13 protein-coding genes are annotated in these 12300 nt (G+C 63.7%); 3 read left to right on the top strand and 10 right to left on the bottom strand.

All coding sequences use genetic code 11. From position 1 onward, the window contains the following. Positions 1 to 3: 3 nt before the first annotated feature. Complete coding sequence (locus tag HNP00_RS15835; RefSeq protein WP_184740688.1) at positions 4 to 1074, top strand: beta-propeller fold lactonase family protein; 1071 nt, start codon at positions 4 to 6, stop codon at positions 1072 to 1074. A 48-nt stretch (positions 1075 to 1122) separates the two neighbouring features. Further along, positions 1123 to 1338: a hypothetical protein gene (locus HNP00_RS15830; RefSeq protein ID WP_184740687.1), complete on the top strand. Its 216-nt coding sequence runs from the start codon at positions 1123 to 1125 to the stop codon at positions 1336 to 1338. A gap of 52 nt (positions 1339 to 1390) precedes the next feature. Here HNP00_RS15830 and malQ read toward each other — a convergent pair whose 3' ends face one another. Next, complete coding sequence (gene malQ, locus HNP00_RS15825; protein WP_184740686.1) at positions 1391 to 3610, bottom strand: 4-alpha-glucanotransferase; 2220 nt, start codon at positions 3608 to 3610, stop codon at positions 1391 to 1393. A 285-nt stretch (positions 3611 to 3895) separates the two neighbouring features. On the opposite strand from malQ, the gene HNP00_RS15820 reads away from it, so the two are divergent. Continuing rightward, on the top strand, positions 3896 to 4918 hold the full coding sequence (locus HNP00_RS15820; protein ID WP_184740685.1) for a PHP domain-containing protein: 1023 nt from the start codon (positions 3896 to 3898) through the stop codon (positions 4916 to 4918). Between the two features lie 195 nt (positions 4919 to 5113). Here the strand turns inward: HNP00_RS15820 and HNP00_RS15815 are convergent, their stop codons facing one another. The 9 genes from HNP00_RS15815 to HNP00_RS15775 form a co-directional block, all read right to left on the bottom strand. Next, positions 5114 to 6163, bottom strand: coding sequence for a HoxN/HupN/NixA family nickel/cobalt transporter (locus tag HNP00_RS15815; RefSeq protein WP_184740684.1), 1050 nt, complete (start codon positions 6161 to 6163; stop codon positions 5114 to 5116). Further along, on the bottom strand, positions 6163 to 6993 hold the full coding sequence (locus tag HNP00_RS15810) for an urease accessory protein UreD (RefSeq protein WP_395893829.1): 831 nt from the start codon (positions 6991 to 6993) through the stop codon (positions 6163 to 6165). The genes HNP00_RS15815 and HNP00_RS15810 overlap by 1 nt, the downstream gene beginning before the upstream one ends. Positions 6994 to 7055: 62 nt before the next feature. Further along, complete coding sequence (gene ureG, locus HNP00_RS15805) at positions 7056 to 7673, bottom strand: urease accessory protein UreG (protein ID WP_184740682.1); 618 nt, start codon at positions 7671 to 7673, stop codon at positions 7056 to 7058. A gap of 16 nt (positions 7674 to 7689) precedes the next feature. Beyond that, positions 7690 to 8358, bottom strand: a complete 669-nt coding sequence (locus tag HNP00_RS15800; protein WP_184740681.1) for an urease accessory protein UreF — start codon at positions 8356 to 8358, stop codon at positions 7690 to 7692. A gap of 135 nt (positions 8359 to 8493) precedes the next feature. Then, positions 8494 to 8979 carry an urease accessory protein UreE gene (ureE, locus tag HNP00_RS15795; protein WP_184740680.1) on the bottom strand — a complete coding sequence of 162 codons (486 nt, stop codon included), beginning with the start codon at positions 8977 to 8979 and terminating at the stop codon, positions 8494 to 8496. 18 nt (positions 8980 to 8997) lie between these two features. Next, a complete protein-coding gene (gene ureC, locus HNP00_RS15790) occupies positions 8998 to 10794 on the bottom strand; it encodes an urease subunit alpha (protein ID WP_184740679.1) in 1797 nt (598 codons plus the stop codon). Next, positions 10791 to 11177 (bottom strand): urease subunit beta, encoded by a 387-nt coding sequence (locus tag HNP00_RS15785; RefSeq protein ID WP_184740678.1) that lies wholly within the window; start codon positions 11175 to 11177, stop codon positions 10791 to 10793. The genes ureC and HNP00_RS15785 overlap by 4 nt, the downstream gene beginning before the upstream one ends. A gap of 9 nt (positions 11178 to 11186) precedes the next feature. Further along, positions 11187 to 11489: an urease subunit gamma gene (locus HNP00_RS15780; protein ID WP_184740677.1), complete on the bottom strand. Its 303-nt coding sequence runs from the start codon at positions 11487 to 11489 to the stop codon at positions 11187 to 11189. Between the two features lie 201 nt (positions 11490 to 11690). Beyond that, a complete protein-coding gene (locus HNP00_RS15775; protein ID WP_184740676.1) occupies positions 11691 to 12299 on the bottom strand; it encodes a DedA family protein in 609 nt (202 codons plus the stop codon). Between the last annotated feature and the right edge of the window lies 1 nt (position 12300).

Raw genomic sequence — 12300 nt, 5'->3', positions numbered from 1 at the left:
CGCATGGCCGAGACCATCGACGGAACGCTCATCTGGGTGGGTTCCTACACATCGGACAGCAACGGACAAGGATTCGGTATTGGTGCGGTTGCAGCCCGTGAAGACGGCAGCCTGAGTTGGGTGGGCACCGCAGTCGAAGCACCGTCGCCGTCGTTCGTCGCCGTTCACCCCACCCTGCCGGTGGTCTATGCGGTAGCCGAGGCCGTTGAGACGGTCCGGGCCTACCGGCGGGCTGGGCTGTTCGGCCTGGAACCGCTGGGGGACGCCTGGCCCGCGGGCGCTGCTGCCTGCCACGTCGCCGTCGACCCTTCCGGTCGCTTCATCGTGGTCGCCTGTTGGGGCGACGGTAACGTTCTGCTCTACGGGCTCGACGAGGACGGCGGCATCACCTCGCGCTTTGCCGCGCCACCGGCGAACGATCCACACGCCGGCGTCGACGGCGGCATCGACATCGCCACTGGCGGCCCGCGGGTGAGCCGCGCCCACGCAAGCCTCATGCTCGAGGACGGCCGGATTATGACCACCGACCTCGGCTTCGACCTCATACGGGTGTGGAACTACTACCCCGACACCGGCCTGCTCCCCGACCACCAAGTCGCTCTCCCGATGGGCAGCGGACCGCGGCACTTGGTCCAGCACCCCTCCGTCGACGCCGCATTCGTCGTGACGGAGTACTCCATCGAAGTGGCGGTGCTCCTGCCCGGCGCGGACGGCCGCTTTGTGCTCCACAGCCGCGGACCTGCAACTGCCGGTGGTGCTTTCGACGGCGACGCAGCAGCCGAAATCGCGATGTCGCCGGACAATCGCTTCGTCTACACCGGGGTCCGCGGCTCCAACCGCATCTCGGTATTGGCCGTCGAAGGCAGCGGAACCCGGCTCCGTCCCGTGGCTGACGTGCCCAGCGGAGGAGACTGGCCCCGCCACCACTTGGTCCGCGAAGGCTGGCTCCACGTGGCGAACGAGCGTTCCGGCCACGTCACAACGTTCGCCCTGGATCCGGCCACCGGTATCCCGGGCGAAGTCCTCGATCAGCTGGAGACAGATTCGCCGACAGTGCTGCGTTTGGCTGATTAGCCGTAGGCTTTCAAAGCTGCGTCCGAGCGGTGTGACAGACTCGGTCGCATGAGGAACCAGCGAAAGCTACGGCAGCAACCGGGAGAGTCCCTGGAGCAATGGCTGCGCCGCCGCGCCGCCAACCCGGCGCACGGCATACCCATTGATCCACGAATGACCCTCGACCTTTATGACCGCATTGCGCTCTTGGAAGCCCGCGTGCGCGAACTTGAACCACCCACTAACGATCCAACCGGGGAACGGCCACTAAGTTCCTCGGACTAGGTTTGCGGGTTTGGGGTCTGGGGGTTTGGGGAAGCTCGGTACGGTCGGCCGGCTAGCCCCGAACAGCCTCGTCGACGGCCGCCAGCAGGGAATTGAACCGCGGGTTCACGTCGAGATCGTCGATGAGCACGGCGCGGCCGCGTTCGTCGGCTAGTGGCACTTGCCAGTTGGGGTAGACCTCCGACGTCGTTCCGGGCTGGTTCTGCACCCTCCGTTCTCCCACGGCATCCACCAGCGCAACACCCAGCAAAACCGACGGAGCCTGCGCCAACAGCCGGTGCAGGGCTTCGATAACCTGCTCCTCGCCAAGCTCTTGGCCGCCGGCTTCAAATCCGGCAGTGTCGAATCGGGCAGGCAGCAGGCCACGCTCCCGCAGCAGCCCCATCATCTTGTCCAGGCTGGCCTGGTGCTCGGCCCGTTCCTCAGCCACGCTTCGTTCGAGCAAGCCCAGTTGGCCCCGGAGTTCCACGTGGTCGCCGGCGAGATACCCAGCGGTTGGAGGGAGGTCGTGGGTGTTGACGCTAGCGAGGGCCTGCGTCCGGTAGCGCTCCGGCGGCAGGGGCGAGTCGCCGTCGTACTCAAACCAGAGGATCGAGGTGCCCAAGATGCCGCGGGCCGCAAGGTAGTCCCGCACCCAAGGCTCGAAGACGCCCAAGTCCTCGCCGATGACCACCGCGCCCGCGCGGTGCGCTTCCAGGGCGAGGATCCCGATGAGGGCCTCGTGGTCGTAGCGGACGTAGGCGCCGTCGCGCGCGGAGTTTCCGGCGGGCACCCACCAGAGGCGGAACAGCCCCAGGATGTGGTCCACGCGGATGCCGCCGGCATGGCGGAGGACCGTGGACAGCATCGCGCGCAACGGCGCGTAGCCCGCCTCGGCCAATCGGACCGGGTGCCACGGCGGCTGGTTCCAATTCTGGCCGAGCTGGTTGTACATGTCCGGTGGTGCGCCCACGCTGACACCCGGCGCGAAGCTGCCGCGCAGGGTCCAGGCGTCGGCGCTGCTCAGGTCCGCCCCGACTGCGAGATCGTGCACCACTCCCAGCCGCATGCCCGAACGCTTCGCCGCGGCCTGCGCTGACTCGAGCTGCTCATCGCAGATCCACTGAAGCCAACGGTGGAAACCGATCCGATCGGCCAATGCGTGGCGCATCGACTCAACCTTGGGTGAACCGAGGGTGGCCGTGGGGTCCTGCCAGAAGGGGTCGTCCGGAGACCGATCCTCGCGGATGGCGCACCAGAGGGCGAAATCGTCCAAGCCCGGGCCGGACTCACGGCAGAACTCCTCGAAGGCGCGCTGCCGGGCCGGGGATAGCCGGACCGTGTGAAGGAGTTCCAATGCAGCGAGCTTGGCAGCGAAAATCTGGTCCCGATCCAGCCGTACAGCGTCCTTGTTGAGCGCGTGGACGTGATCCAATAGTCGGTCCACCGTGGCGCGCTTCCGGGGCTTCACATATGCCAGTTCGGGAATTTCTTCAATGCGAATATAAATGGGGTTGAAGAACCGCCTAGTGGACGGAGAATAGGGCGACGCTTGAACCGGAGGCACAGGATCGGCGGCGTGCAAGGGGTTCACCAGGACATAGTCGGCTCCGCGAGCGCCAGCCAAGGCCGCCAAATCGGCCAGGTCGGCGAAGTCTCCGATGCCCCACGAACGCTTGGAGCGCACGGAGTACAGCTGCGTGGCGAGCCCCCAGCCGCGACGTTCCTCGAGCTGCGCCGCCGTTTGCAGCTTGGCTGGGACCACAGCCAAAGCGGCGGTGGCCGTCACGCCGTCGGACTCGGCCGTGAGCGAATGCCAACCGAGCGGCAAACCGGCCGGAACCTCAAAGGTTGCGCGGCCTGTGGGCACTCCATCCACGTCACGCGGCAGAGCCCAGTCCTCCTGCTGGGTGGCCGCGAGCTCCGTTCCGTCCTCGAGCGAGATCGTCAGGCGGGCCGGCGAACCGTCACGCACGTGAACGTGCACGGCCGCCGTCGTTCCCTCCTGGACGACGACGGCGGGCGGCAGCATCCGGCGCCACGGCCCCACTTCCGCCTCCACGAGGGCCGCCTCGATCTGCTCGTTGGAATTCGCCGTCACTCCCAAGGAGCCCAGTACTTGGACCAGGGTGATGGGCGAAACCTTATGCTGCAGCCCATCCCAGCCGTAGAAAGATGTCCCGACGCCGTGAACGTCCGCGAGCCGGTGAAGCAGGTCCTCGTCAATGCCTGCGTCCAAGTTCCCCGTTGCTTGCTGGGTCACGATGGCCTGCTGGATGGGAGTGTTGGTCATGTCCGCCTCGTCTGCGATGTGATTCGTCCGAAGGTGCATACCGCCCCGCGTGCAACTCGAGCGAGGCAACTGGTTCCGATTATTGCAGGGCCGCGGGGACCGGCGCAGTTATTCCGACACCATGACGCCCAAACCCGAACCCTCACTCACAAACAAGCCCCCAAACCCGAACCCTCACTCACAAACAAGCCCCCAAACCCGAACGCTCCCTCACTCACAAACAAGCCTCCAAACCCGAACCCTCGCTCACATACGCCTGCGCGCGGTGTGGTACATGATTGAGCTATGGACGCCGTAGACGCGCTCAACGAAACCGCCTTTTGGCTGGAACGGGAACTCGCGGACAGCTTCAAGGTCCAGGCGTTTCGCCGGGCTGCGGGCATCATCGCCGGCCTGAGCCAAGAGGAACTGTCCGCCCGGGTCAGGGATGGTCGCCTCAAACGAACCAAAGGAATCGGCAGCCGGACCCTTGAGGTGATCAGCCAGTCCCTGGGCGGCACCGTCCCGGGCTATCTCGAAGACCTCCGCCGTCGCGGGGCCGAACCCTTGGTCGATGGTGGACACAAGCTGGACGCCAAGCTCCGGGGCGATCTGCATAGCCACAGCAACTGGTCGGATGGCGGCTCGCCGATCGAAGCCATGGCCGCCGCGGCTCGTATTCTCGGCCGGGAATATCTCGCTTTGACCGATCACTCCCCCAGCCTCAAAATCGCCAACGGGCTCAACGCGGAGCGTTTGATGGAGCAGCTAACGGTTGTGGACGAGATCAACAACGAGCAACAGTCCGGCTTTCAATTATTGGCGGGAATTGAAGTCGACATTCTGGAGGACGGTCAGTTGGACCAGTCTGCGGAAATGCTGAGCCAACTTGACGTTGTGGTGGCCAGCGTCCATTCGAAGCTCCGTTCCGACAAACGCGCCATGACGCGCCGGATGCTCGCCGCCATCGAAGACCCTCATACCAACGTCCTTGGCCATTGCACCGGGCGGTTGGTCACGGGGTCACGAGGAACAAGGCCCCCGTCGGAGTTCGACGCAGAAAAAGTGTTCGCGTCATGCGCGGAGCACTCTGTGGCCGTCGAGATCAATTCGAGGCCGGAACGCCAAGACCCACCGGAGAAGTTGATTCAGCTTGCCCTCGATGCGGGCTGCCTCTTCAGCATCGATAGTGACGCACACGCCCCTGGCCAGCTCGATTTCCTGCAATACGGCGCCGAGCGGGCGGACGCCAACGGTGTACCCGCCGATCGCATCGTGACGACGTGGCCAGTGGATCGGCTTCTGGAGTGGCTCCAGTCCAAGCAATAGCCCGCCGTCGTCGCCAACTGTTTAGTGCCCGACAGCGGCTTCCGCACCAAGTGCCGCCGCCCGCCGTCGAACACTGGCGATGAAATTGCGGGAGGGTTCGCCCAAATGGCCTTAAAAGGGAGCGGGCGTTGTCGATTTTCCGGGCATAAGTGAGCGGGCGTCGTCAGAATTCAGGTCATAGGTGAGCGGGCGTCGTCAGGTCTTCCCACGGAGCGCCGCACGGACCCGCACGGCCGCAACCGCCCACACAACGGCGAACAACGCAATCAGCACCAGCCCGGCGTCGCCGAGGTCGATTTCGCCTAGCCAGGTGGTGACTGGATCGCTAAGCCCAAAGGCCGCATTGAGGAAACCGCCCAGCGTGATGACCGCGATGAAGAGCGCCGAGAAGGCCGAAATACCGGTGATGACGGCATTGAATCCCAGCTTGCGCTGGGGATCGTGAATCGCCGATTTGTACATCCGCATCATGGCAACGCCGTTGACGGAATCGCAGAAGGTCATGGCCGCCGTGAAGGCAAGCGGCAATGTCAGGAGGGCGAGCACAGACACACCCGCGAGGGACGCCGCCGTCGTGAGCACCAGAAGCCCAATGGTGGTTGCTGTGTCGAAACCGAGCCCGAACAAGAACCCGATCACGTAGATGTTCCGGGGACGCTGGACCTTGGATAGCGGCTTGGCCAAGAGCCGCGCGATGAAGCCTTTGGTTTCGAGGTCGTCGACGGCGATCTCGCCGCCAGCCTGGGCGGCGCGGTACAGCTGCACTGTGCGGAGGAACGCCGAGCCGTTGAAGATGCCCATGGCCAGGAGGAAGAGCCCTGAGACTCCGCTGCCGATCAGCCCCAGCACGTGGTGCCCGGTGGTCCCGTCCTCCATGAGTTGGCCCACCAGACTTGCGCCGCCCACCACCAATAGACCAGCCAGGATCACCACGGAGCTGTGGCCCAGGCTGAAGGCAAAGCCGACGCTCACGGGGTCTTTGTGCTGTGCCACGAACTTCCGGGTGGAATTGTCGATTGCGGCGAGGTGGTCCCAGTCGTAACTGTGCTTGATGCCGGCCACATAGGCGGTCAGCACAAGACCCAGCGCCAACGGCTGCCCGCCACCGGCGCCACCCACCAGCAGGAGCACGACGGCGGCAACGTGCAGGAGGACGACGGAACCGAACATGTACGCGAGGCGCGACTTCATCGGGAGGTGTTCGCGCCGGCGGTACATCGAGGCGAACTCGGCGAGTGAGGTCATCAGTACTTCCTGAGATTCAGCGGCGCCCGGCCGGACCAACGTTCGCGCAAAAGACCGGTGCAGGCACCGAGCAAGCGGTTCAGTTCCTCGGTGCTGTTCGAGAGGGATCGTAGGACCAACCCGGTGGTGCCCGCAAGGGTCCGGGTCAGCGACAAGCCCGAGTACGCTTCGTATCCGGCAATCAGCCGGTGCAGTTCATCTGCGAGCGCTTGGTCAACCCGAGGATCCACCACAATGAGCGAACCCAGGTGGCTGTAGCCTTCCATGAATCCCATGCTGGTCACATCGCCGAGGGACGGTCGGATCAGGAGGTTGTCGAGCGCAAGCAGCGCCGCGTCGTCGTCGCCCTCCACGTGGATCTCGTTGCGGAGACGAAGTTCCCGGTACTTGAAGGAAGCGCCGTCCGGCGACCAGCCGGGAGTGATGACTTCCGCCATGATGAGGCTCGACGTCGGATGTACGGTGATGTGCGTATTCTGCCGATAGCTGGCCTCCCGGTAGGCGATGAGTTGGTCCGGCGCCAACTCCAGTTCCGCCCCCTCCCCCAACGTCACAGTCATCCGCTGCTCCGCATACGACCCCGGAGTCCGATAAATCTTCGTGGCGGACTGCGTCGTCAAAAGCAACGAAGCGCCAGCCTCCACCTCCACGTCTACAACATAAAGATCCGCCCCCAAATACGCCCCGCCCGGATTGACCATGACATAACAAACCTGCCCGGACCCATCCAAGTAATGCGGCCTCAACACCCTCAAAGCACCCTGATGGAACTGCTGCACGGCCACGGAGCGCCCGGCACGTATCCCTATGACGAGCGCAAGGCGACCCATCTCGGGCCGATCAGCGGACGCGGATGAAGGCCCAGGTGAGATGAGAGCGTTCGCGAGTGAACTCATTGCGCCAGGTCAAGCATCAGGACGTCGTGCCGCATCCAGGCGATGACCTTGTCGAGCCCTTCGTCCGTCTTCAGGTTGGTAAAGCAGAACGGCTTGTCGCCGCGGAATTCCTTGGAGTCCCGCTCCATGACTGAGAGGTCTGCCCCGACGAACGGGGCGAGGTCGGTCTTGTTGATGATGAAAAGGTCCGACTTGATCATGCCTTGGCCGGCCTTGCGGGGGATTTTCTCTCCCTGGGCGACGTCGATGATGTAGATCGAGAAGTCCACGAGTTCGGGGCTGAACGTGGCTGAGAGGTTGTCGCCGCCGGATTCCACGAAGATGACCTGCAGTTCGGGGTGCCGCTTCTTGAGTTCCTCGATCGCGGCCGTGTTCATGGACGTGTCTTCGCGGATGGCAGTGTGCGGGCAGCCGCCGGTTTCGACGCCGATGATCCGGTCCTCGGGCAGGATGCCGTTGGCTGCGAGGATCTTGGCGTCTTCGATCGTGTAGATGTCGTTGGTGATGGCGGCCATGGAGATTTCCCGGCTCATGTGGCGGGTCAGGCGCTCCACGAGCTGCGTTTTGCCGGCTCCAACCGGGCCGCCGATGCCGATCTTGATGGGTTCAGACATGTGTCCTCCTATGGTTTTAGCTCATGAACATGCGCGCACGTTGCCATTCATGCCGCATCTGCGAAATTTCCAGCCCGGCGCTCACGGCCCCGAAGTCGTCCCAGCTGAGGTGCCGGACATGTTCGACGGCGGCAGCGACGTCGTCGTGCGCTTTGCGCAGAATCCGCTGGCCCGAGTTCTGGCCGAGCGGGATGGCGCGCACCGCGTTCTGGGTCAGGGAGGTGACCGCCGCGAAAAGGTACGCGGCGAGCGCTTCTTCGAACGGCACGCCTAGCGAGCGCGCGACGACGGCGAACGCCAGCGGCTGGTGGCCGGCAGCCCGGCCTGTGGTCACGAGAGTCCGGTACGCTTCCAGCTCGGCCGACGCAAAGACTTCGGTGCCGATCTCGATCAGCCGCCCACCCATCTTGGTACTAGCCTCCCGCAACTGCCGAGGCAAGAGCTGGGCACTCAAATGAGCATCAAGCCCAGCCAAGTCAAAACCCTCATAAAGGAACCGAATGGCCAAGCCGTCGGAATAGGTCAACTGCTGCGAAATGAAGGCCGACAACCAGGTGCCGAATGACGCTTCATCGTGAACCAACCCGCGGTCAATGTAAGTCTCGAACCCCAAAGAATGCGCAAACGCCCCGGTAGGAAGAGCGGAGTCAGTTAGCTGCTGGAGGGCTAATTGATAAGCGCTCACTGTTGTTCCCCGAAGGTGACGTGTACGGCGTAGGTGGGTGATAGGGGCCGCGGCGTGGCGGGCACCGCGAAGCGGGCACGGCCCCTATCACCCGCCGGAGGCTTGCCGACCGGGTTAGCGGCACCCGAGGCGGAACTAGTGCGTGTGTTCAGCATGGCGGAAAGGCACCGGCATGACGCGTTCCTGGCGTTCGTAAGGCACACCGACGTGTTTGAGGTAGTCCTCCACCGTGTGGTCGTACTGGCACACCATGACTTCGGCCCCGTACTCGGAGTCGCCGTCGAAGAACTGGGCCTGCAGGTGCCGGTTGCCAAGGGAGTGCGCCACGACACCCATTTCGTAGATACTGCGGGCAGCAATCACCAGGACGTCGCTCGGCAGCACGGACACTACAATCAGGTTCGCGTCCTCGACGGCGAGGATGTCGCCGTCGCGCAGGTCTCCGGATCCGGCCGGGAGCCGGATGCCGAGTTCCTTGCCGTGGTCCGTGGTCACGCGTTGGATGCGTTTGACCAGTTGGGCGCTGGGCAGGACGACCTTCTCCTTGTGGAGTTTGGCGAGCGCCGCGGCTTCGGCTTGCGGCAATTCGTGCAGGTTGCCGAGGATCCTTTCGATGATCATGTGTTCTCCTCCGGCGATCTAGAAAAGGAAGTAGCGCTGGGCCATGGGCAGCACGTCGGAAGGCTCACAGGTGACGTCTTCGCCGTCGACAGTCACTTTGTAGGTTTCGGGGTCGACGGCGATATCCGGCGTTTCGCCGTTGAACTTCAGGTCCGCTTTGGTGAGGTTCCGGATGCCGGATACCGCCCGGATGACACGTTCGAGGCCAAGTTCCTGTGGGACGCCGGCCGCGATTGCCGCCTTGGACAGGAACGTGATGGAGGACTGCTGCAACGCCTTGCCGTAGGTGGCGAACATCGGGCGCATGGTGCGTGGCTGCGGGGTGGGGATGGAGCCGTTGGAATCGCCCATCAGTGCGTAGGCAATCTGCCCGCCTTTGAGGACAAGTTCAGGCTTCACGCCGAAGAAAGCCGGATTCCACAGAACGAGGTCGGCGAACTTACCCACTTCCACCGAGCCGATGGAGTCGGCCATGCCCTGCGCGATCGCGGGGTTGATGGTGTATTTGGCGATGTAGCGCTTGATCCTGAAGTTATCGCTTTCCTCGCCCAAGCCGTTCGGAGCGCCGTGGCTTGCACCTGTGCTGTCCCTCCGGGGGTCCTTGAGGACGCCCCGCTGCCGCTTCATGGCGTCGGCCACTTGCCACGTGCGGATGACGACTTCGCCCACGCGACCCATGGCCTGGGAATCCGAGGACGTCATGGAGAAGATGCCCAGGTCCTGGAGCACGTCTTCGGCGGCGATGGTTTCGGCCCGGATGCGGGAATCTGCGAACGCCACGTCTTCCGGGATGTCCGGGTTGAGGTGGTGGCACACCATGAGCATGTCCAGGTGCTCTTCGATGGTGTTCCGCGTGTACGGGAGCGTGGGGTTGGTGGATGCCGGGAGCACATTGGGCAATCCAGCAATCTTGATGATGTCCGGAGCGTGCCCGCCGCCAGCGCCTTCGGTGTGGAAGGTGTGGATCACGCGGCCGTCGATCGCCTTGATGGTGTCCTCCACGAATCCGCACTCGTTGAGGGTGTCCGTGTGGATGGCCACCTGCACATCGAATTCATCCGCCACCCGCAGGGACATGTCGATGGACGACGTCGTGGCACCCCAGTCTTCATGGACTTTGAGGCCCACTGCGCCCGCACGGATTTGTTCGGCCAGAGGCTCGACGGCGGACGCGTGCCCCTTGCCGAGGAGGCCGATATTGATCGGGAGCCCTTCTACGGATTGCAGCATCCTCGAAATGTGCCATTTGCCCGGCGTGATGGTGGTGGCCTTGGTGCCTTCGGCCGGCCCGGTCCCGCCGCCCACCATGGTGGTGACGCCGCTGCATAGCGCGGTGGGGACCTGGTCCGGGGAAATGTAGTGGATGTGGGTGTCGACGCCGCCTGCGGTGAGGATCTTGCCCTCGCCCGCGATCATCTCGGTGCTGGCGCCGATCACGATGTCCACGCCGTCGGCGATCTGCGGGTTCCCGGCCTTGCCGATCTTGAAGATGTGCCCGTCTTTGAGCGCCACGTCGGCCTTGTAGATTCCCGTGTAGTCGAGGACCACCACGTTGGAGATGACGGTGTCCGGGACGTCGAGCGTCTGGTCCGAGGCAGCGTTTGATTCAGGCAAACGGCCGCCGCGGGTCACTTGGCCGTTCTGCCCCATCCCGTCGCGAACCACTTTGCCGCCGCCGAACATGACCTCTTCGCCGTAGACCGTGTAGTCGTTCTCGATCTCGAGGAAAAGCTCGGTGTCCGCCAAGCGGATGGAGTCGCCAGTCGTCGGGCCGTAAAGGTCTGCGTACTGCTTGCGCGAAATTTCGAAGCTCACTGGGCTGTCCCTTCCTTGCTTGCTCCGGGTCCTTCGGCGGCAGCGGCAGCGCCGCCGTCGTTCTTTCCGCTGCCTGCATCCAGCGATCCGTTGACGGCGTTCCGCAGGCCGTAAACCTCGCGGCTGCCCGCAAGGGCCACCAGTTTGACGGTCTTGGAGTCGCCGGGTTCGAAACGTGCGGCTGTTCCCGCGGGGATGTCCAGGCGGCGGCCATGGGCGGCTTCACGGTTGAAATCGAGGGCAGGGTTCGCCTCGGCGAAATGGTAGTGCGAGCCCACCTGGACAGGGCGATCACCACGGTTGACCACCTCGACGGCGATTGCCTCGCGTCCGCTGTTGCACTCAATGGGCTCTGCTTGGAGCCGGTACTCTCCGGGAATCATGGTGGCCTCCTAGCGGATGGGGTCGTGGACGGTGACGAGCTTGGTGCCGTCAGGGAACGTGGCCTCGATTTGGACGTCATGGATCATCTCGGGCACGCCCTCCATGACATCCTCACGGCGCAGCAGCGTTGTCCCGTAGCTCATGAGATCGGCAACGGTCTTTCCGTCGCGGGCACCCTCAATCAGTTCGTAGCTGATGATCGCCACGGCTTCGGGAAAGTTGAGTTTCAATCCGCGGGATTGCCGACGGCGGGCGAGGTCGGCAGCGACCACGATCATCAGCTTTTCTTGCTCACGGGGCAAAAGATGCATCGGTTCTCCTTAAAGTTGTGTGCTGCAGAAGCGGACATCAGATCACTCAAGGCCCGGAAAAGCCGAGGACGTCGGGGCAGCTATTACGGTTATAACGCCAAACGTCAGACATATCCAGCTCACTCCTCTAGCGCCCGTCCCGAACAAATTGTGACCAGCCTAAAGCCTTGAGGTTTCAGCCAGATTTCCACTACCGCTTGCTCAAACTTTCTTGGCCCGGTGCTTCCTGACCTGCCAGACGACAAGGATCGCCACCGCAATAACAGCCACCACCGCTGCGGCACCCCGGCCCACCATGCGGGCCACTTCCTCGTACGAGTTTCCAGCCACAAAACCGAGGGTCACGAACAAGGACCCCCAGACGATGCCGCCGCTGAAGTTCCAGAAGGCGAAACGCCGGTAAGGCATCCGGCTGAGTCCGGCGAGCGCGGGCATGACTGCGCGGAAGAAGGCCGTAAACCGGCCGAGGAATACAGCGAGGCCCCCCTTGTCCTTGAGGAAATCTTCGGCCTTTTGCAGCTGGGCGCGCCTCTTGTCCAGGATCTTCAGGGCCATCACCCGGGGACCAAAGTGCTTGCCTATTTCGTAGCCCACGGTGTCGCCCGTGATTGCGGCAGTCACCACAATGGCGATCATGAGCCACAACGGGAAGATTCCACGGCTTGCAATCACCCCGCCGACGACGGCTGCCGTTTCGCCCGGGATCACAAAGCCCACGAAGATCGCATCCTCGGCGAAGACGAGGGCGAAAACAATGCACCCGATCAGGAGCGGGCTGGTGTTCAAGAGTCCATCCAAAAGGGCCTGCATG

The organism is Arthrobacter sp. AZCC_0090 (assembly GCF_014207375.1).
Lineage (GTDB): Bacteria > Actinomycetota > Actinomycetes > Actinomycetales > Micrococcaceae > Arthrobacter.
This window is presented reverse-complemented; position numbering and strand designations above follow the sequence as displayed.